Origin of the sequence: Mycobacterium paragordonae (assembly GCF_003614435.1) — a bacterium.
GTDB lineage: Bacteria > Actinomycetota > Actinomycetes > Mycobacteriales > Mycobacteriaceae > Mycobacterium > Mycobacterium paragordonae.
In genome coordinates this window covers 4,569,413-4,590,054 of sequence record NZ_CP025546.1, presented here as the reverse complement: position 1 = coordinate 4,590,054, position 20,642 = coordinate 4,569,413, and the positions used below count along the sequence as shown (strand labels likewise).

Here is a 20,642-nt window from a genome sequence, read left to right as displayed (position 1 = left end):
ATCACGACGCGTGCAGACCGCACTCGGTCTTCGACAAGCCCTGCCAACGTCCGCTGCGCGGGTCGGCGCCCTCCACCGGCTTGGCCGTGCAGGGAGCGCAGCCGATCGACGGATAGCCTTCGTAGACAAGGGGATTGACCAGGACGTCGTGCTCATCGATGTAGTTCTGCATGTCGTCGTCCGACCAGGCCGCGAGCGGGTTGATCTTCACCAGCTTGAACGCCTCGTCGAAGCTGATCAGCGGAGCGTTGGCGCGGGTGGGCGCTTCCACCCGCCGGATGCCCGTCACCCACGCCGAATAGCCGCGCAGCGCCTTGCCGAGCGGAGCGACCTTGCGCAATCGGCAGCACTCGCCGGGATCCCGGGCGAACAGGTCCTTGCCCAGCAGCTTGTCCTGCTCGGCCACCGTGTGCTCGGCGTTGACGTTGACAACCCTGATGTCGTAAACGGATTCGACCGCGTCGCGGGTGCCGATGGTCTCCACGAAGTGATATCCGGTGTCCAGGAACATCACCGGCACACCCGGTCGTACCTTGGCTGCCATGTCAACCAACACCGCGTCCTGCATGTTGGAGGCCACCACGTAGTTGCACGTCGCCCAGCCGCGCGGTCCGTTGATATTGCCGAAGTTCTCTTCGGTCCACTTCAGCAGCTCGACGGCGTCGGCGCCGGCGAGTTCCGCCGCCCCGCGCGCCGCCAGCTCGCGCAGCTCTTCTTCGGTCAGTCTGGGCGCCTGGCTCATCGCAAATCGTCCTCCTCGGCCCGGACGGCCCACTGCGCGAAGCGCTCGCCCTCATGGCGGTGTTTGAGGAAGTTGCGGGTCACCCGATCGATGTAATCGCCCAGCTCGTCGCTGGTGACCTTGTGCTGACGCAGTTTTCGTCCGAACCCGCTGTCCAGGCCGAGACCGCCGCCCAGGTGCACCTGGAATCCCTCGACCGAGCCGCCTTCCCCGTCGTCGACCATCTGGCCCTTGAACCCGATGTCGGCGACCTGGATTCGGGCGCAGGAGTTCGGGCAGCCGTTGATGTTGACGGTGATCGGCACGTCGAGGCGGGAGTTGACGTCTACCAGTCGGTTTTCCAGCTCGGGCACCAAAGACTGTGCGCGCACCCGGGTTTCGGCGAACGACAGCTTGCAGTACTCGATTCCGCTGCACGCCATCAGGTTCCGGCGCCACTGCGACGGCTGTACTTGCAGGCCAAGACCTTCCAGTCCGGCAACGGTCTCTTCGACTTTGTCATCGGGAACGTCGAGGAGAACCAGTTTCTGATAGGGGGTGAAGCGGATCCGGTCGGAGCCGGCCCGCTCGGCGAGCTCGGCGACCGCGGTGAGTATGGTTCCGGACACCCGACCGGCGATGGGGGCAGCCCCGATGGCATTGAGCCCGTTCTTGGTGCGCTGCACGCCGACGTGGTCGATCGGATGCGCGATCGGGTCGGGCGCTGGGCCGTCGATCAATGGGCGCTTGAGGTACTCGGTCTCGAGAACATCCCGAAACTTTTCCACGCCCCAGTCCTTGACCAGGAACTTCAGCCGCGCCTTGGCCCGCAGTCGCCGGTAGCCGTAGTCCCGAAATATCGACGTCACCGCCTCCCACACTTCGGGCACCTCGTCCAGCGGAACCCACACGCCGAGTCGCTGGGCCAGCATCGGGTTGGTCGACAGCCCACCGCCGACCCACAGATCGAGGCCGGGTCCGTGCTCAGGGTGGTTGACGCCGATGAACGCGATGTCGTTGATCTCGTGCGCGACGTCTTGCAGGCCGGAGATCGCGGTCTTGTACTTGCGCGGCAGGTCGGCGTATTCAGGCTTGCCGATGTAGCGGCGCACGATCTCGTCGATCGCCCACGTCGGGTCGATGACCTCGTCGAGCGACTCGCCGGCCAGCGGGGAGCCCAGCACCACACGGGGGCAGTCGCCGCACGCCTCGGTGGTCTGCAGGCCCACCTCATCGAGGCGCCGCCAGATCTCCGGGACGTCCTCCACCCTGATCCAGTGGTACTGGATGTTCTCCCGGTCGGAGATATCGGCCGTGTCGCGGGCAAATTCGGTGGAGATCTGGCCCAGCGTTCGCAATGCGGCGGTCGAGATCGCCCCACCGTCGCACCGCACCCGCATCATGAAGTACTTGGCCTCGAGCAGATCGGCGTTCTCGTCACCGGTGAACGAGCCGTCGTAGCCCTGCTCTCGCTGGGTGTAGAGGCCCCACCACCGGAAGCGCCCCCGCAGGTCGCTCTTGTCGATGCTGTCGAATCCGCCCTTGGCGTAGACGTTCTCGATGCGTTCCCGCACCTCGAGCGGCGCACCGGCCTTCTTCATCTCCTCGTTGGGGTTCAGTGGCTCGCGATTACCCAGCGCCCACTGGCCCTCATTGCGGGGCGCCTTTGCGGGGCGTGCAGTGGTCATGGGGCAGTTCTCCTTCGGAACATGCCGACTGGAACGCGCGCAACTCACCGTTGATTCCGGCGGCGCAGATCCGGCAGCCAGCAGGTGGTACGGGTGGGCTGGGTCTACGACATCAAGGCAGACAGCAACAGCTGCAAACGCGCTTGAGGTCGATATGACGTCGCACCACCAGCGCTACTCGCGGGCTCGACTTGGCGACGGTCACGGCTGCCATTCTGCCATGGATCCACACCACCGGTGCTACCAGGTCAAATTTCTTCTCACAGTGATTAAAACTACGGGGCGAACCTGGGTTCTTCGGTAAACAAACCAGGGAAGAGCCTGGGAAAACGGCCCGGGTCGGGCCGTCGTGCCAAGATTTGGCATGGCTCCTGTCGAGGTGCCGGTGGAACTGCCGGCCATCCAGCCCACGCCCGGACGACCGTTCGGCCTCTACGTCCACGTCCCGTTCTGCATCACCCGGTGCGGTTACTGCGACTTCAACACCTACACCCCGGCGGAACTGGGCGGTGTCAACCCGGACGCCTGGCTGACGGCGCTGCGCACCGAACTGGAGCGGGCCGCCGTGCGACTCGGTGGGCCGACCGTGGACACGGTGTTCGTCGGCGGCGGTACCCCGTCATTGCTGGGCGGCGCGCGGCTGACGACCCTGCTGGGCATGGTGCGCGACCACTTCACGCTGGCACCGGATGCCGAGATCACCACCGAGGCCAATCCCGAGTCGACGTGGCCGGAGTTTTTCGAGGAGATCCGGGAGGCCGGATACACGCGGGTGTCACTGGGCATGCAGTCGGTGGTGCCCCGGTTGCTGGGCGTGCTGGACCGGGTGCATACGCCCAACCGCTCGGCCGCGGCCGCCCGGGAGGCGCTGGCGCTGGGTTTCGAGCACGTCAGCCTGGACCTGATCTACGGCACCCCCGGAGAATCCGACGACGACCTGCTGCGCTCGGTGGACACGGCGGTCGAGACGGGCGTCGACCACGTGTCGGCCTATGCGCTGGTGGTCGAGGACGGCACCGCGATGGCCAGGCGGGTCCGCAGCGGTGAGCTCGAGCCGCCGGACGACGACGTGCTGGCGCACCGCTACGAGTTGGTCGACGCCCGGCTCTCGGCCGCCGGTATGGGTTGGTACGAGGTGTCCAACTGGGCCCGTCCCGGCGGTGAGTGCCGGCACAATCTGGGCTACTGGGACCGCGGTCAGTGGTGGGGCGCCGGCCCCGGTGCGCACAGCCACGTCGGCGACCTCCGATGGTGGAATGTCAAGCACCCCAACACGTATGGATCCAGAATCGCCGACGGAGCGTTACCCGTGGCCGGTTTCGAGCAATTGGATGCCGACGCCCTGCACACCGAAGAGGTGTTGCTGCAGATCCGGTTGCGCCAGGGTCTGCCGCTGGCCCGGCTCAGTGCCGCCGAACGGGCGCGCGCGGAGGAGGTGGTCGCCGACGGGTTGCTGGAGTCTGACGGCGACCACCTGGTCCTCAGCGACCGGGGCCGGCTGCTTGCCGACGCGGTCGTGCGCACCTTGCTGGACTGACGGACGTCACACGCCGAACCACTGCTCGAAGAGGCGGGCGATCTCGATGTAGAGCGGAATCCCGACGGTGACGTTGTAGGAGAACGTCAGGCCGAGGGACGCGGCCAGCGGCAGCGTCGGACTGGCTTCGGGAATCGCCAGCCGCTGCACCGCCGGGACGGCGATATACGACGCGGCGCCGCACAGCACGGCGAACAGCACGTAGGTGCCGGGCTTGAAGTCGGTGTGGGTGAGCGACGCGTAGCTGCAGGCGACCGCAATCCCAATCGTGGCAAAGAGATTGGGCGCCAGCAGACCGAAGAAGATGAAGCCGGGGCCGGCCGATCGCAGGTCCTTCAGCTTGCGTGACGCCGTCATGCCCATCTCCAGCAGGAACAGGCACAGCACGCCCTGGAAGGCCAGGACGAAGAACCGGTCGTCGTCGGCCACGACCTTCTGCCCCTGCATCCCACTGATCAGTCCGATGACGATGCCACCGATCAGCAGCACCAGTCCGGGGTTGAGGAACACCTCCTGAAACAGTTCGCGAGAGAAGATCGGCATCCTCTTGGCCCGCGGCCGCGGCGGGCTCTGGTCGGGCTCCCAGTCTGGATGGTCCAGTTTCTCCATCGAGAGTTCCCGCTCCAGATCGATCGCGGCCTGCGCCTCCTGATCCAGGCTCTGGCCGGGTGCCGGTTTGGCGGGAGTGCCGGGGCCGATCGCGGCCCTGACCGGCGGGGTGTAGCCGGCTTCGTCGGGCATGTAGCCCGCCGCGTCCAGTCCACGGTGCCGCAGGCGGGCCACCAGGTAGAGGGCGACCAGGCAGCCCGGGATCTCCATGACCGCGAGCATCACCGGCATGTAGGCGTTGAACGCGATGTTGACAGCGGTCAGGACCGCAACGCAGGTGGCGAACGTTCCTGCCGAGTCCGACCCGTAGTAGCCGGCGACGGTGGCCTTATCGACCGCGCGCATGGTGCTGAGCCTGCTCAGCAGCAGATAGGCCAGGCCGCCGATCGCAAAGTTCAGCACGAAGCCGAGCACCATGAAGCCCACGATGACCCCGATGCTGGAGGCGTTGATCTTGGCGAGTTCCTCGCCGCCGTGCCAGCCGATGGCCAGCAGCAGGTACATGGTCAGGCCCTGATAGATCACATAGGGAAACTCGAACCGCACCTTCAGAATCGGAATCAGAAAGCCGAAGTAGAAGAACAGCAGCAAAGGCTTGAACAGGTTATGGGTGAAGTTGTCCCAGAACTCGTGCAGCATTGAGCACCTCTCGAGCGTCCTGCGGCGATTCGAAGGAAGTACTGACCGTCACGGCGACCACGAACATTCCAGATAACGCTGCGAATTTAGCTTGGGCCGCTGGCCGGCCGCCACTCAGAATGTGCGTCTAGCAGCCGTTCTCGGTGCAGTTTTCCTGGTGTTGCGATTACTGAAACACCGGCGTAACGAGCGAAACCCAGAAGTGCGCTGGCTAAGGCGTTTTGGAGCCAATCTGTGTGGATCAGGTACCAATTACCTGTTAATTCGCTGGGAGTTCTGGTGTCGTTTCAGCGAACAGACGACAGGCGCGATGACTTGACATCGATGTCGCGCTTACGGTGGGTCACCGACAGCCATGCCGCCGGCGAGTAATGCGTGGTGGTTTCCTCGAACCCGTCGACGGTGCACACCGTGAGCACGCCGGTCTCCGCATTGAACGTCAAGTTCTCGACGTCGCCTTTGATCTCTTCACCGTCGGTCATCCGGATGACGAACATTGGGACGGTCCTCCCCTTTTAGTGGTGGCCAGTTGACGGCCGCGCCGGGAGACGGGTCCCCCCGCGGATTCCGATGAGATGCTAGGAGCGCACGGAGTTATCGACCCGTCGCACCGGCGGACGTGGGGTAAACGATCGGGAAACGTTTGGTGTGCGCCGATCACCGGGCGCTCCGCGCTCCGGCCTCGTTTGCCGTTCCTGCCAGCAAAAACGGATGCCGGCCGGCCCACGGTCCGGGCTGCCAAGATTTGCGTGAGATGTTAGTTCGGCATGAGGCCTGACGGGCCCCTGAAACGAAATGCACCGGGGGTCGCGCGGTCGGTAGTAGGTTAGGCTACATTTACTTACGTGACGGACGCCGGTGTGCAGACGAGTTCTGTCCTCGCCTCGCTGTGCCTGCCCCTTCCCGCCGGCGTCGAACCCGCCGACCTCGCCGCTGAACTCGCCGCCGTGCTGGTCGAGCCGGATGGCGAGGAGTACCTGCTGTACGAGCACGACGGGCAGTGGGAGCTCGCCGCAGGCGTGCAGGCGATGGTGGAGCTCGACAGCGACGAACTGCGGGTAGTCCGCGACGGCATCACCCGCCGGCAACAGTGGTCGGGGCGCCCGGGGGCCGTTCTCGGGGAAGCCGTCGACCGGCTGTTACTCGAGACCGACCAGGCATTCGGCTGGGTCGCCTTCGAATTCGGTGTCTACCGCTTCGGGCTGCAGACCCGGCTGGCGCCGCACACCCCGCTGGCCCGGGTCTTCTGGCCCCGGCTGCGCATCGTTATCACACGCGAGGACGTTCGGCTCTTCGGCGGCGGCACCCGCGAGCGCGAGGCGGTCGAGGAGTTGCTCAGTGCCGGGGTGCGCGAGTTGCGCGGCGCCCGCCCGGTGGATCTGTCTGCCGATCCGTCCGGCTATCGCAACCGGGTGGCGGTCGCCGTAAGCGAAATCGCCGCCGGCGGCTATCACAAGGTGATCCTGTCTCGCTGCCTGGAAGTGCCTTTCTCCCTTGACTTTCCGGCCACCTACCGGCTCGGCCGCCGGCACAACACGCCGGTGCGCTCGTTCCTGTTGCGGCTCGGCGGAATTCGCGCGCTGGGGTACAGCCCGGAACTCGTCACGTCGGTGCGCGCCGACGGCCTCGTGGTCACCGAGCCGCTGGCCGGGACCCGCGCGCTGGGGCGCGGTGCGGTGCCGGACCGGCAGGCCCGCGACGACCTCGAGTCGGACGCCAAAGAGATTGTCGAGCACGCGATCTCGGTTCGCACCTCGCTGCAGGAGGTCACCGAGATCGCGACACCCGGGACCGCTTCCGTCATCGACTTCATGGCGGTGCGGGAGCGGGGGAGTGTGCAGCACCTCGGTTCCACCATCACCGGACGGCTGGACCCGTCGAGCGACCGGATGGACGCGCTGGAAACACTGTTCCCGGCGGTGACCGCCTCGGGTATTCCCAAAGCCGATGGCGTCGAGGCCATCCTGCGGCTCGACGAAGGTCCGCGGGGGCTGTATTCCGGTGCGGTGGTGAAATTTTCCGCGGATGGTTCGCTCGATGCGGCATTGGCCTTGCGCGCCGCCTACGAACACGACGGCCGCACCTGGCTGCGGGCGGGTGCCGGCATCATCGAGGCCTCCAATCCCGAAAGGGAATTCGAGGAGACATGCGAGAAATTATCGACGCTGGCGCCATACCTGGTGGAAAGTCAGATTTAACGCGGCGTGCATAATACGCCCGGGTGCGACTTGATGTGATGTTCGACACGGGCGTCTATTGCTAATGCATTCGTTCGGGACTTTAGCCACTCCCGGTGGGACTTTCGGCTCTATCTGACGCTGCCGTCGAACGGCGAAGCTTCATTGCGCGGCATTCGGTGTCGCGAAATGAACAGAAAGGGTCGCCGCGGCGTGAAGGCACTCAAGTCGGTGCGGGAATTGCCGGACGTCGACGTGACGTCCGCGGGTCCGGTCACCGTCGCCCAGGCCGAGCGCGTGGCGCAAGCGGTCGGTGAGGTCCTGGCCTCTCACGAGATCACCGGGGGCGCTCGGGTACGCCTCAAGACGGGGATGTGCGGCCGCGGCCCGCTGGTCATGCAGGTGAACCTGTCGGTCGGCGAACTCCCGGCGCGCGTCGCCGCCGTCACCGCCGGCCTCGACGACCTGTCGCCGGCGTTGGAAAGACTTGACCGCCAGATCGTCCGCATGCTGGCGCCGTGGCGGCCGCGCACCTGGCCGGATCCGACACGCAGGATACTGACCGTAGGTTACGACGCCGTCGTCGCCCGCCGCAAACCCGTTGTGCTGCAACGCACGACACCACTGGATGCGGTTGCGGTGATGGACGGCATGGACTACGACGCCCACCTGTTCACCGACTCCGAAACCGGCGAGGACGCACTGGTGTACCGGGCCGGGCCGTCGGGTCTGCGTCTGGCCCGCCAACGGCACGTCTTCCCACCTGGGTGGGCCTGGTCACCGGGCATACCGGGCCCCCGGGTACCGCTGATCGTGAATTCCCGTGCCACACCCACCCTGAGAGAAGCCGACGCGGTACGACGCGCCTGCGAACACACCCTGCCGCTGCTGTTCTACACCGACCGGGACACCGGCCGCGGCCAATTGTTGTATCCCCGCCACGACGGCAACCTCGGCCTGCTGGTGCCGACCAAGTAACCCTGGAGATGCTTGTGACCAAGGAACTGACGAATCTGCAACTGCTGCAAGAACTTGAGCCCGTCGCCGAGCGCCTGCTCAACCGGCACCTGTCGATGTTCAAGGAATGGAGCCCGCACGACTACATCCCCTGGTCCGACGGCAAGAACTATTACGCCCTCGACGGACAGGACTGGGAGCCGGGCCAGAGCCAGCTGTCCGACGTGGCCCAGGTGGCGATGGTGCAGAACCTGCTGACCGAGGACAACCTGCCGTCCTACCACCGCGAGATCACCATGAACTTCAGCCTCGACGGCGCGTGGGGCCAGTGGGTCAACCGGTGGACCGCCGAGGAGAACCGGCACAGCACTGCGCTGCGCGACTACCTGGTGGTGACCCGCGCGGTGGACCCCGTTGAGCTGGAAAAGCTGCGGATGGAGCAGATCACCCGCGGCTTCAGCCCCGGCCAGAACCAGCAGGGCAGCCTGTTCGCGCAGAGCCTGTTCGACTCGGTCATGTACGTCTCGTTCCAGGAACTGGCCACCCGCGTCTCGCACCGCAACACCGGCAAGGCCTGCGACGACACCATCGCCAACCAGCTACTCGCCCGGGTTTCAGCGGACGAGAACCTGCACATGATCTTCTATCGCGATGTCAGCGCAGCCGGTCTGGACATCGCGCCCAACCAGGCGATGAAGTCGGTGCACCGGATTCTGCGCAACTTCAAGATGCCCGGATACACGGTGCCGGAGTTCCGGCGCAAGGCGGTGGTCATCGCGGTCGGCGGCGTCTACGACCCGCGGATTCACCTCGAGGAAGTGGTGATGCCGGTCCTGAAGAAGTGGCGGATCTTCGAACGCGAAGATTTCACCGGCGAAGCGGCGCGAATGCGTGACGATCTCGCGTTGCTGATCAAGGAACTGGAGCAGGCCTCGGAGAAGTTCGAGGAATCCAAGCAGCGCTATCTGGACCGGGAGGCGCGCAAGGCCGAGGGGATCACCGCCGCGCGGGTGCTGAAAACCCAAGGGACGCTGACACTCAGCGGGCACTGACGTCGGGTTCGGCCGCCTTCTCGAGATATTCCGACAGCAGTCGGCTGACCAAAGTCTCGATGTTGGACTCGATCGATGACGCGAGGGTCGCGGTGACGGTCGCGACCGCCTGAGTGCGGAAGCGGACCAGCATGGTGATCAGCTCGGCGACTTCCGCGTCCGCCGGCAGCGCCTCGCCAGGCTTGATCCGGTCCGCGACGTGTTCGAAGCCGGCCCGCACCAGCAGGTCGCTGATCTCGTCGACCTTGGGCAGGATCTGCTCGTGCAGGTCGATGAGCTTGTCGATGCTTATGCCGTAGCCGCGGACTTCGTTGAACGCCTCGATGAGCTTGGGTCGGGTGACGGTGGCCTGCTCGCCGTCGACACGGATGACATGCAGTGCCACCAGCCGATCGAAAGCGGTTGCGTCGTCGACGAGTTGGCGGGCTTGGGCCAGTGGCATGGTCTGTGACTTCTCGGTGGTCCAGGTGCCCACGATTGCGGTTTCCAGGCCCAGGACGTCGCCCAGATTCTTGCCTTCCTCCCACGCGCTGAGCATCTCCCGGACGTGGGCGATGTTGTAGCCGCGATCGAGCATCGAGGTGATCAGGCGGAGCCGGGTCAGGTGAGTGTCGTTGAACAGTGCGATCCGCCCCACCCGCAGCGGCGGCGGCAACAGGCCGCGGTCACGGTAGACCCGGATGTTGCGCGTCGTCGTCCCCGCGAGTCGGGCCAGTTCTTCGATTCGGTACTCGCCGGACGTCGCGGCACCCTGCGGGTGGCGCACCGCGGCGTCGAAAAGCTGTGTGACAGCCGTTTCGACGAAATCACGTGACTGGCGCCGCACGCGCTTCGGGGCACGCCGCACGTTGTGCAGCACGCTGGCGATCGTCCCGGGTTCGGGCCTGGGTGATGTCATGCGCAGACGCGGCGGGTGACCGCGTCGTAATGGCCCAGCCGGAAGTTGCCCATCTGGCGAAGATACTGCGTCGCGGTGCCCGGATACATGGACCCGTTGTACCCGTCTTTGGTGAGATACCAACTACGGCATCCCGACATCCACGTCGTCTTGGTCAGCCGGCGTTGGATGTGCTCGTTGTGGCGGCGCTGCACGTCTTCCCGCACATCGAGATAGCGCAGGTCGTTGTCCAGGATGGTGCTGATACCGCGTACCGCATAGTCGAGCTGGCCTTCGATGTAAACCAGCAGCGAATTGTGGCCGGGACCCGAGTTGGGGCCGGTCATGAAGAACAGGTTCGGGTATCCGTGCGCGTTGATACTCTTGTAAGCCATTGCGCCGTTGGCCCATTCGTCGTTCAGGGACCGGCCACCGAGGCCGCTGACCGGAAACGGCGGCCCGGTGAGGTGGACGTCGTAGCCGGTGGCGAACACGATGCAGTCCAGATGATGTTCGATGCCGTCGCTGGTACGGATCCCGGCCGGGCTCAGCGTCGCGATCGGCCAGTCGATCAGCTTGCAGTTGTCGCGCTGCAGGGCCGGGTAATAGTCGCTGGAGACAAGCATGCGCTTGCATCCCGGTGCGAAGTCGGGCGTCAGCTGGCGGCGCAACCACGGGTCTTTGACCTGGGCCCGGATATGGGCCTGACCCAGCCGGGCCACCACCGAGGTAAGCGGGGTGTTCCACACCATCGCCGTCGCCGTTGCCTCGTGGCCCCAGAACAGCAGTTGCCGGGCAAGTTGTTGGGTGGCAGGGACTTTCGCGAACAATGCCTGCACCGCCGGCGGCGTGGCGACATCCAGCCGCGGCAGCACCCAGCCGGGCGTGCGCTGGAAGACTTTGACGAAGCCGGCCTGCTTCACCAGTTCGGGGATGATCTGAATCGCGCTCGCGCCGGTCCCGATCACGGCCACCCGCTTGCCGGTGAAGTCGTAGTCGGAGTCCCACCGGGCGCTGTGAATCTTGTGTCCCTGGTAACTGTCCAGGCCGCGGATGGCCGGGAAGCTGGCGTCCGACAGCGGGCCGGAGGCGAGCACGACGGTGCGTGCCCGAAAGCGTTTGCGGTTCTTGGTTGTTGCGGTCCACACGCCGGCGTCCTCGTCGAAGCTCAGGCCGGTCACTTCGTGCTTGAACCGGATATGGCGGCGGACGTCGAACTTGTTCGCCATCTCCTCGATGTGCCGGTAGATCTCCGGTGCCGGCGAGTAGGTGCGCGACCACTTCGGGTTCTTGACGAACGAGTAGGAGTACAGCAGCGACGGGACGTCGCAGCTGGCGCCCGGGTACTGCGTGTCCCGCCAGGTCCCGCCGACCCGGTCCGAACGTTCCAGGATGACAACGTCTTCTGGCCCGTTCAGGCCGGCCTCGGCCAATCGGATCGCTGCCCCGAGGCCGGTGAAACCCGCGCCGATGATGAGAGTGGAGTGGATTGCCGCCATGGTCAGGCCGCCGGCTTGTGGGTGAGCTCCCGCGACCAACTCGGCATCGGCCGCAGCAGCGGCTTGGGATAGTAATCCGACAGCCACACCATGGAGTTGGCCAGCAGCTGGTAGGGGTGTCGCGGGTTGACCACCCACGAGGCGTGCCGCTTGAGCAGTTTGTAGGTGGGCACCCGCGGAGTGCGCGTGCCGCGCTCGCCGAGTTGCCTGAAACGGTTGACCGCATTGAACAGTCGCTCCGGCTCCATCCCCATGCCGGCCATCTCATTACGGACCCGGCTGAGCAGCGGCACGTACATGACCATCCCGAGGATCAGACCCGGTGACGCGAAGCGCCCGACGAGCTCGATGGCCAGCCGACGCGCGGTGGCGTGACCGATCATCTCGAGCACCTCGAAATCCACTGCGATGTGCCGGGATTCGTCGTTGTTGATCTTCTCGAACACCTGGTGACACACCGGGTCTTCCACCGTCTCGAGGAGGAACTTCAGTAACGCCCCGTCCAGTGCCACCTCCAGCATGGGAATCACGGTGCCCAGCACGGACAGCGGCATGTCGTCGGCGAAGGTGTCCAGCCACTCGATGGCCAGCCGGATATTGACGTTCGGGGTGGGGACCTCGCCGTCTTCGAGCATGCCCCAGCGCTTCATCAGCGCGAGTTCGGCGTTGGCGTGCCGTTGTTCCTCGGCATGGAAATACCGGTAAATCTCGGCGATGGTCGGGTTGGGCGCCTTCTTGGACAGCGCCGCGAACCCCCGGGCCCCGATGTTCTCGATCCAGCACAGATCGGCCATGAAGGCCTTGAGCTTGGGCCGGAACTCGGGGCGGATGGTTTCGGCCCCGGGCGCATCCCAATCGATGTCGGCGAGCGCCCATTGGCGGTCCTTGATCTTGGCGAGCATGGCTTCCATTTCGATGGCCACAACGTGTCCTTTCAGGTGGACGGGTGCATCAGTGCCCGGCGCGCGACACCAGACCGACCGCGCGCGTATATACGCCCGGTGCAAGGCGTTTGACATTCCAGCCGAGCTTCGCCTCGAGTTGGGGCATGCAGTACAGCTCGCCCCGGTCGTTGGCGTCCAGGCAGATTCGCGCGACCTTCTCGGCGGAGAATCCGGTCCACCGCATCAGTCGGGTGGCCAGCGCGCTGGATTCCTCGCTGATGCGTCCGGCTTGCAGGCCCGATTCGACGATGTTGGTCTTGACGAAGGTCGGGCACAGCACGGTGACTTTGATTCCGGTGCCGGACAATTCGGCTGCCAGCGTCTCGGACAGCGAGAGCACCCCGGCCTTGCTGACGTTGTAGGCGGCCATGCCGGGCGCGGCCCCGAATGCTGCCGCCGAGGCGACGTTGATGATCGCCTTCGGCTGGGACGCAACTGATTCCCGCAGGATGGGGGTGAAGACGTGACAACCGTGAATCGGTCCCCACAGGTTCACGCCGAGGGTGCGCACCCAATCGTCCAGTGGCACATCGCCGATTGGCTCGCCACCGGCACCGACGCCGGCATTGTTGATCACCAGAGTCGGCGCCGCGCCGAACCACTCCTGCGCCTGTTCGGCCAGGGCGTGCACGTCGTCGACCTGGGACACGTCGCAGCGCACGGGCGTGGCTTGGGCACCGTGCGCGGTGAGTTCATCGACCGTCCGCTGGGCGGCTACCTCGTCGATATCGCTGCAGACCACTTTGCCGCCCCGCCGGCCGAGTTCGACCGCGAAGGCGGCGCCGATACCGCTGCCCGCGCCCGTAACGACCGCCAGGGCCCTGTGACTCGGGGTCTTCCGGCCCAGCAGCTTGTCCAATGGTCCCAGCATCATTCGAACGTCCGCTCGGACCGCACCGCGATGTGCGCCATGTGATGGAGTCAATCGCAAATGGTGACATTCGTCAATGGCAGCTTTGTTTGAGCCGATCCTGACGCGCCCGGCCCCGCCGCTCTCGACCTCCTGGCGCGAGCGCCCGCGTGTTGCCGCCGGCACGCCGCGGCGGCCGGCATTTTGGGGACTCTCGCGCGCGTGACGGCGAACCTGCCGTCGCGAGCGCCCGCGTGTTGCCGCCGACACGCGGCGGCAGCCGGCGTTTTGGGGACTCTCGTGCGCGTGACGTCGAACCTGCCGTGGCGAGCGCCCGCGTGTTGCCGCCGGCACGCCGCGGCGGCCGACGTTTTGGGGACTCTCGTGCGCGTGACGTCGAACCTGCCGTGGCGAGCGCCCGCGTGTTGCCGCCGGCACGCCGCAGCGGCCGGCATTTTGGGGACTCTCGCGCATCAAAAGGGTTCTGCGATGCGGGTCGCTGTGACGTTGCAGACATCGTGACAACACACGCCGCTCAAATGTGTTGGACAGGACAGCTCAACATTGCAACCAGTAAGGGACGGCCGATCATGGCAACCAACGGCGATCTGAACCAGCTTCGATTTGCGCTGAACAACGGAAGCGGTGACATCCCTGCGCTCGGGTTCGGGACGTCGCTGTCGGACAACACCAAGACTCGGGATGCCGTCAAGGCTGCGGTTGACGTGGGCTTCCGCCATTTCGATGCCGCTGAACGGTACCGCAACGAAGCCGAAGTGGGTGCGGCCCTCGCGGAGTTGTTGGCTCCCGGCACGGTGCGCCGCGATGAATTGTTTGTGACCACAAAGCTGTGGAACAACAATCATCGGCCGCAGCGGGTCGAACCTGCGCTGCGGGCCAGCCTCGACAGGCTCGGTCTCGACCAGGTGGATCTCTATCTAATGCACACTCCGTTCGCATTCCAGCCCGGCGACGACCAAGACCCGCGCGATCCGGACGGAGCGGTGATCTACGACGACGGGGTCACGCTGGAGGAGACCTGGGCCGCGATGGAATCCCTTGTGGAAAACGGACTTACGCGGGCCATCGGACTCTCGGACATCGACTCGGCAGGCACCCGGCGGATCCTCGAAACCGCGAGAATCAAGCCGGCGGTGGTGGAGGTGGAATCGCATCCTTATCACCCGCAGTGGGAGCTGCATGAATTGTGCGCGAGACACGGGATCATCCTGCTGGCTTTCGCTTCGCTGGGACACGCACTGGAACCACGAGTGCTCGACGATCCTTTAATTGTCGCTATCGCAAACGATTTCGGCAAAACTCCGGCCCAAGTGCTGCTCGCGTGGGGGATCCAACGAGGCACCGCGGTGCTCACCGCTTCCGTGACGCCGACGCGGATCGGCGAGAACTTCGACGTGACCCGGCTACCCGAGAGCGCGATCGCGGAGATCAGCGAACGCCTTGACACCCGCTACCGATTCAACTCGGTGGTGGACGGGGGTGAACCGGGATTTGCCGAGGTGCCTTCGGGTCGCGGGTAGACGCTAAGGGGTGGGCACAGCGGCGGGCGGTCTTTGCCGCAGCGGACGAGCACGCACCAGCGTCGGCCACCAGAACCACGGTCCGAGAATCCTGATGAGGCAAGGCACTACGAACGAACGCACGATCAGCGTGTCGAGCAGCAGGCCGATGCACACCGTGGAACCCATCTGACCGATGGTGCGCAGGTCGCTGCTGAGCATCGCCAGCATGGTGAAAGCGAACACCAGCCCTGCGGACGTGACGACACCGCCGGTGCTGCCGAGCGCGCGGATCAGACCGGTGTTGATCCCGGCGTGGACTTCGTCCTTGACGCGCGCGATCAACAGCAGGTTGTAGTCAGAACCCACCGCCACCAGGATGATGAACGTCAGCGGCAAGATCAGCCAATGCAGATGCAGGCCGATGAGATGCTGCCAGAACAGCACCGAAAGCCCGAATGCGCCGGCGTAGGAGAATGCCACGGTGGCGGGAATAACCAAGGCGGCGAACAGACTTCGCGTGATCACCATCATGATCAAGAAGATCAGTACGAAAGCGGCGATCGCCGCGATGAGCAGATCGTTTGCGGCGTAAGCCTTGATGTCCTTGTCGTTGGATCCCGAGCCGCCGATATAGACCCGCGCGCCGGCCAGCGAGGTCTCTTTGAGGATGGTGGTGATGGCGCCGGGAAACTGGTCGACGTGTTCCACGCCTTCGGGGCCCATGGCATTGCCTTCGTGGGTGACGATGAACCGCGCGGCCTTCCCGTCCGGCGACATCAGCAGCTTCATGCCGGTTTTGACGTCCTCGTTGTCGAACCCTTCCCGGGGAATGTAGAAGAAGTCGTCACTGCGGGCGGCGTCGAAATCCAGGCCGACGTTGACCGAGTCGTTGAACGTCTGATCCGTCTGCATAGCCTGCAGGTCCGCCGAACCGTAGGACTTGACCAGGAGTGCGGCCAACGCCTCGGTGTCATCTGCGGTGAGTTTGAGTTGAGTGATGATCTGCGGCACGATCCGGTCGATCGCCTCGATGGAGGCTTTGGCGGCGTTGATGTCTTCCGCCAGCTTGTCGATGTTGTCGAGCGCGTCGAACACCGATCTGAACGCCCAGCAGACGGGAATGTCGAAGCAGTGCCGTTCCCAGTAGAAGTAACTCTTGATCGGCCGGAAGAAGTCGTCGAGGTTCGAGATCTGCGAGTTCATCTGGTCGGTGATCTGCTGCAGATCCGCGACGGTGAGCGCCGTCTGATGCAGCTGGTCCGACATCTGCTGGAAGAAGTCAATCTCCTTGCGTAACACCGCGACAGAGTGAGTTTGGATCTGGGCCTGTTCGTCGGTGTTGGCGTTCTGCTGCATGCTGAACGGGAGCTGTTGACCGTTCCCGCTGCCCTGGCTGGTGAACAGGTAGGGGATCTTGGCATGTTCCAATGGCCGGCCCATGGGTCTGGTGATGCTTTGCACCATCGCGACTCCCGGCAGTCGGATCAGGCTTCGGGCCACCCGGTCCAGCGAGATGAAATCGGCCGAGTTGCGCATGTCATGGTCCGTCTCGACCATCAGCATTTCGGAGAACAGCTTGCTCTTGGGGAAGTGTCGGTCCGCTGCCGCGAAGCCCAGGTTGGCGGGGGCACCGGCCGGCTGGTACTGGCGGTCGTCGTAGTTCTGCCGGTAGGTCGGCACGAAGACCGCCCCGATCATGACGACGGCGGAACTGGCGGCCAGGATCGGCACTGGCCAACGCACCACGCTCGCCCCGATCCGGCGATACAGGGTGGCCTTTGCCTTCGATTTCGGATCGAAGAGACCGAACAGGCTGCCCACGGTCAAGATGGCCGGCCCCAGCGTCATCGCCATCGCGATGGTGAACAGCATGCTGATGGCTACGGCCGGCCCCATCGTGTGGAAGTAGTTGAGCCGCGCGAAAGTCAGGCAGTAGCAGGCGCCCGCAATGGTCAGCCCCGAGCCGATGACGATGGGCGCGACACCCTTGTAGGCGATGTAGTAGGCGTCCTCCCGGCTTTCGCCGGCTTGTCGTGCCTCGTGATACCGGCCCAGCAAGAAGATGCCGTAGTCAGTCCCCGCCCCCAGCGTCAGCGCGATCACGATGTTCACGGCGAACGATGACAGTTCGATGTAGCCGAAGTGGCCGAGGGTTGAGATGACGCCTTTGGCGACCAGCATCTCGATCAGCACCCCCGCCAGCGGCACCAGCAGGGTGGAGAAGCGGCGGTAGACCAGCAGCAGCATCGCCAGGATCAGGAAGATCGTCACGATGGTGACGTTGTTCAGGCTTGCGTTCGCGATGCTCAGCGTGTCCGACGCGAGCGGAGCAGCGCCGCTGACGTACACCTTGAGCCCGGGTGGGGGCGGGTCCTTCTTGATGATGTCTCGAACGGCGTTGACGGACGCATTGGCTTGTATCTGGCCGATGTCGCCGGCCAGGCGAAGCAATACGTAGGTGCACTTGCCGTCGACGCTTTGCGCTCCCGCGGCCGTGAACGGCTTGCCCCACAGATCCATCACGTATTGCACGTGTGCGGTGTCGCGCTTGAGCCGCAGCATCAAATCGTCGTAGTAGTGGTGGTCCTGATCGCCCAACAGCCGGTCGGCCTCGAACACGACCATGGTCAGGTTGGTCGAGTCGGATTCGTGGAACTTCTCCCCGATATGCAGCAACGCCCGTTGTGAGGGCGCGTAATGCGGAACCATCGGTCCGGCGAGTTCCTCGGCGACCTTCTCCACCTGGGGCACAAAGGTGTTCGTCGTCACGGCGATAAGCGCCCAACAGACGATGATCGGGATAGCAAGGGCGCGAACCATTCTCGGGACGAACGGTCGTTTGGACCGGTGCTCGCTCATGCGGACTTCACTATGCAGAAGACATGGGCATCCTGATGGTCATCGGACTGCTCATTGCGGACGACGCCGTCGACCCGGATCCGGCAGCCGAGCTGACCGCCGTGAACCTGCGCCGAGATACTGCCCGAAACCACGGTGAGCGTGGTCGTTTCGGTGTGTGACCACGGCAACGTCGTGACATCGACGCGATGCGGATGCCCGTCGACATCCGCGTACACCAGCATCCCGCCGTCCCCGACGGAGCCGTACAACTCGTAGGTGAGCTGTTTGGGATTGAAGTCCGGCGGTGCCTGCGGCCCGTTGACGGTGGGGACTGGGGTGGGCTCGGAGAACTGGTGAACCTTCCACATGCCAATCAGGCCGGCACCGACTACGACGACGGCGACCAACGGCATCCAGGCGCGCTGCAACGCGGTCCTGCCAAATGAACGGGGCGTCATCAGGCTGACACCGCCGTCCGCAAACGTCTTTTCAGTCGCCTGCTGCTGAGCATGCGAAGGGCGAGGTTGGTGGACGTCAGCATCGGGATGACCCCGAGGAATGTTCGCTCGGAGGGCCGCGCACCGTGCAGGTGTTCCAGGCTGCCGAACACGTAGAAGCACCCCAGCATGAAGATCATGCCGGGGATGGCCAGCGCCATCGGGGAGCTACGGTCGGCGACAATCTGTTTCGCGTACGTCAATTCATCCTGCGACATCGGTTCGCGTTTGCGCAGTTTGCCCAGGACGACCTTGGAGCTCCCCATCTCTTCGCTCAGCTGAGTCGATTGCCGGTTGCGCAGCTTTCTGACGTACAGCGACGCGACGGTCGCGAGCATCAGCATCAGCGCAAGGGAAATGATCGTCAGTAAGCCGAACAGACCCGGAATCACGTGTTGATCCCTTCCCCTCCGCCAGTGAACTTAGAGAACACTACCGTCTGCTATCGACGATTTCTAGCCGGTGCCGCAATTGCCCGCTCCGCTGACAAGCGGGCGGGTTCCCCTGGTGAGATCTAGGAGCGAGATTTACGGAGTCGTCAACTGGGCGACGATGGCCTTCTTGTCGATCTTGCCGATCGCGGTGGTGGGCAGAGCCGGAAACGCGACGACTTGATCGAGGCGGGCGTGGCTAGCCATCCCGCGGCGCTCCAGATGGCCGTTCAATTCTGCCAATGTCGCCGACTTGCCACTGAAAACAACTGCAGCGCAGATTCTTTCGCCGAGATCCGGATCGGGCAGCGGAACCGCCGCCACCGACCAGACGTCTGGGTGAGTCAGCAACTGCTCTTCGATGTCCTGCGCGCCGATGGTCTCACCGCATCGACAGATGACGTCCTTGATCCGGCCGGTGACCACCAGGTAGCCGTCCTCACGCCGGCGGACCAGATCCCCGCTGCGGTAGAAGCCGTCCGGGTCGAAGCTGCGCTCGTTGTCGCGTTCGGCGCGGAAGTAACCGTTGATCGTGTACGGGCCGCGGACCAACAGCTCACCTTCGCCACCCGGGCGCACCTCCCGGCCGGCGCCATCGACGACGCGCACTTCGTCTGCCGGGCTCAGTGGCCGGCCCTGGGTGTGCTCGAGTATCTCGGGCGGGTCGTCCAAACGGGTGAAGTTCAGCAGCCCCTCTGCCATGCCGAAAACCTGCTGTAGTCCCTGGCACAGCGCTTCGCGCACCTGGCGGGCATCCTCCGGTTCCAGCTTCGAGCCGCCAACCTGCAACAGCCGCAACGATTTCGGCGTCACCGGTTCCCAATCGCAGGCCTGCGCCCACAATTTGGCCAATGCCGGGACCAGGGCGGTGACCGTGACGCCGTGTCGTTCGATCACGGCGAAGGCCGCCTCCGGGCTCGGGTCGTCACCGAATACCACCGTCGCTCCGACGGTCATCGCGCCGAGGATGCCGGGGCACGCCAGCGGAAAGTTGTGCGCCGCCGGCAACGCGGCCAGGTAGGTGTCGGCGCTGGTCATCGCGCACAGCCGGGCGCTGGCGGTGGCGTTGTAGACGTAGTCGTCGTGGGTGCGGGGGATCAGCTTGGGCAGCCCGGTGGTGCCGCCCGACACCAGCAGCAGCGCGGGCGAGGCGGTGTCGACGACCGGGGGAGTCACATCGGGCTGACCGGACAGAGCCGACCAGGGCAGGAACGGGCCTGGATCCCCGTCGACAACAACGTGGCGCAGGCGTGGCCGCGAGGCCTGCAGCGCCGCGGCCAGCTGCCGGTAGTCGAATCCACCCGCGGTGTCCGTGATCACCGCGCCGACCGCATCGCTGATCTGCGCAAAATGAGTCAGTTCCGCTAGTCGGTGGCCGGGCAGGCACATCACCGGAATCGCGCCGGCACGCAGCAGCCCGAACAGTGCGACGGCGAATCGGCATGAGTTGGGCAGCTGCAGCAGCACGCGGTCGCCGGGGCGGATCGGCAGCGCGGCGAACCCGGCGGCCGCCTCATCGGCGAGTCGGTCCAGTTCGGCGTAGGTGAAGCTGTCGGCCGTATCGATTACCGCCGGCCGATCGGGCCAACTCGACGCGGCATCGCGAAGCACCGCGCCCAGGCTCCGGCCGGACCAGTAGCCGGCGGCCCGGTAGGCGGCGGCCCGGTCAGACGGAAATGAGACGAACCCGTCAAGCGAACCAGAGTCACGCGACAACTCGACAGCTCCTCGGGGCGGGGGTGTATGCCCCACGAATATAGGGTAGCGTACACAAAGTTAGGACAGCCTGAGCTAAGCCGG

18 protein-coding genes are annotated in these 20,642 nt (G+C 65.0%); 5 read left to right on the top strand and 13 right to left on the bottom strand.

The window, feature by feature from the left end; all coding sequences use genetic code 11:
- Window position 1 precedes the first annotated feature (1 nt).
- The 3 genes from C0J29_RS20710 to C0J29_RS34830 all read right to left on the bottom strand — a co-directional run bounded on the left by C0J29_RS20710 (window position 2) and on the right by C0J29_RS34830 (window position 2,623).
- Window positions 2-742: a phosphoadenylyl-sulfate reductase gene (locus C0J29_RS20710; RefSeq protein WP_120793424.1), complete on the bottom strand. Its 741-nt coding sequence runs from the start codon at window positions 740-742 to the stop codon at window positions 2-4.
- A complete protein-coding gene (locus tag C0J29_RS20705) occupies window positions 739-2,409 on the bottom strand; it encodes a nitrite/sulfite reductase (RefSeq protein WP_120793423.1) in 1,671 nt (556 codons plus the stop codon). Before C0J29_RS20705 ends, C0J29_RS20710 begins: the two co-directional genes overlap by 4 nt.
- Before the next feature lie 112 nt (window positions 2,410-2,521).
- Window positions 2,522-2,623 (bottom strand): Ms4527A family Cys-rich leader peptide, encoded by a 102-nt coding sequence (locus C0J29_RS34830; RefSeq protein WP_369074308.1) that lies wholly within the window; start codon window positions 2,621-2,623, stop codon window positions 2,522-2,524.
- Between the two features lie 150 nt (window positions 2,624-2,773).
- On the opposite strand from C0J29_RS34830, the gene hemW reads away from it, so the two are divergent.
- Entirely contained in the window at window positions 2,774-3,946 is a 1,173-nt protein-coding gene (gene hemW, locus C0J29_RS20700; protein ID WP_120793422.1) for a radical SAM family heme chaperone HemW, read from the top strand.
- A 6-nt stretch (window positions 3,947-3,952) separates the two neighbouring features.
- Here the strand turns inward: hemW and C0J29_RS20695 are convergent, their stop codons facing one another.
- Window positions 3,953-5,194 (bottom strand): sodium-dependent bicarbonate transport family permease, encoded by a 1,242-nt coding sequence (locus C0J29_RS20695; RefSeq protein WP_065042530.1) that lies wholly within the window; start codon window positions 5,192-5,194, stop codon window positions 3,953-3,955.
- A gap of 287 nt (window positions 5,195-5,481) precedes the next feature.
- Window positions 5,482-5,691, bottom strand: coding sequence for a hypothetical protein (locus C0J29_RS20690; protein ID WP_065042531.1), 210 nt, complete (start codon window positions 5,689-5,691; stop codon window positions 5,482-5,484).
- A gap of 348 nt (window positions 5,692-6,039) precedes the next feature.
- On the opposite strand from C0J29_RS20690, the gene C0J29_RS20685 reads away from it, so the two are divergent.
- The 3 genes from C0J29_RS20685 to C0J29_RS20675 all read left to right on the top strand — a co-directional run bounded on the left by C0J29_RS20685 (window position 6,040) and on the right by C0J29_RS20675 (window position 9,380).
- Entirely contained in the window at window positions 6,040-7,392 is a 1,353-nt protein-coding gene (locus C0J29_RS20685) for a salicylate synthase (protein ID WP_120793421.1), read from the top strand.
- Window positions 7,393-7,584: 192 nt separating this feature from the next.
- Window positions 7,585-8,349, top strand: coding sequence for a sigma 54 modulation/S30EA ribosomal C-terminal domain-containing protein (locus C0J29_RS20680; protein WP_269456390.1), 765 nt, complete (start codon window positions 7,585-7,587; stop codon window positions 8,347-8,349).
- Window positions 8,350-8,363: 14 nt separating this feature from the next.
- Window positions 8,364-9,380: an acyl-ACP desaturase gene (locus tag C0J29_RS20675; protein ID WP_120794865.1), complete on the top strand. Its 1,017-nt coding sequence runs from the start codon at window positions 8,364-8,366 to the stop codon at window positions 9,378-9,380.
- On the opposite strand, the gene C0J29_RS20670 is transcribed toward C0J29_RS20675, so the two are convergent.
- From C0J29_RS20670 to C0J29_RS20655, 4 genes are read right to left on the bottom strand one after another with little or no spacing between them, the layout of a single operon-like run.
- Window positions 9,367-10,278, bottom strand: coding sequence for a MerR family transcriptional regulator (locus tag C0J29_RS20670; RefSeq protein ID WP_120793420.1), 912 nt, complete (start codon window positions 10,276-10,278; stop codon window positions 9,367-9,369). The genes C0J29_RS20675 and C0J29_RS20670 overlap by 14 nt on opposite strands.
- Window positions 10,275-11,756, bottom strand: a complete 1,482-nt coding sequence (locus tag C0J29_RS20665; protein WP_120793419.1) for a flavin-containing monooxygenase — start codon at window positions 11,754-11,756, stop codon at window positions 10,275-10,277. The genes C0J29_RS20670 and C0J29_RS20665 overlap by 4 nt, the downstream gene beginning before the upstream one ends.
- A 2-nt stretch (window positions 11,757-11,758) precedes the next feature.
- Window positions 11,759-12,679 carry a ferritin family protein gene (locus C0J29_RS20660; RefSeq protein WP_120793418.1) on the bottom strand — a complete coding sequence of 307 codons (921 nt, stop codon included), beginning with the start codon at window positions 12,677-12,679 and terminating at the stop codon, window positions 11,759-11,761.
- 28 nt (window positions 12,680-12,707) lie between these two features.
- The gene (locus C0J29_RS20655) at window positions 12,708-13,571 is read right to left on the bottom strand and encodes an SDR family NAD(P)-dependent oxidoreductase (RefSeq protein ID WP_120794864.1); all 864 of its coding nucleotides are present in this window, start codon (window positions 13,569-13,571) and stop codon (window positions 12,708-12,710) included.
- Window positions 13,572-13,873: 302 nt separating this feature from the next.
- Between C0J29_RS20655 and C0J29_RS20650 the strand changes: the two genes are divergently transcribed.
- Entirely contained in the window at window positions 13,874-15,091 is a 1,218-nt protein-coding gene (locus C0J29_RS20650; protein ID WP_208659321.1) for an aldo/keto reductase, read from the top strand.
- A gap of 3 nt (window positions 15,092-15,094) precedes the next feature.
- Here C0J29_RS20650 and C0J29_RS20645 read toward each other — a convergent pair whose 3' ends face one another.
- From C0J29_RS20645 to C0J29_RS20630, 4 genes are all read right to left on the bottom strand, one after another.
- Window positions 15,095-17,893 (bottom strand): MMPL/RND family transporter, encoded by a 2,799-nt coding sequence (locus C0J29_RS20645; RefSeq protein ID WP_174814910.1) that lies wholly within the window; start codon window positions 17,891-17,893, stop codon window positions 15,095-15,097.
- A 35-nt stretch (window positions 17,894-17,928) separates the two neighbouring features.
- Window positions 17,929-18,372: an MmpS family transport accessory protein gene (locus C0J29_RS20640; protein ID WP_082977728.1), complete on the bottom strand. Its 444-nt coding sequence runs from the start codon at window positions 18,370-18,372 to the stop codon at window positions 17,929-17,931.
- Window positions 18,372-18,803, bottom strand: a complete 432-nt coding sequence (locus tag C0J29_RS20635) for a hypothetical protein (protein WP_120793415.1) — start codon at window positions 18,801-18,803, stop codon at window positions 18,372-18,374. The genes C0J29_RS20640 and C0J29_RS20635 overlap by 1 nt, the downstream gene beginning before the upstream one ends.
- Window positions 18,804-18,938: 135 nt before the next feature.
- On the bottom strand, window positions 18,939-20,558 hold the full coding sequence (locus C0J29_RS20630) for a (2,3-dihydroxybenzoyl)adenylate synthase (RefSeq protein ID WP_065042541.1): 1,620 nt from the start codon (window positions 20,556-20,558) through the stop codon (window positions 18,939-18,941).
- Between the last annotated feature and the right edge of the window lie 84 nt (window positions 20,559-20,642).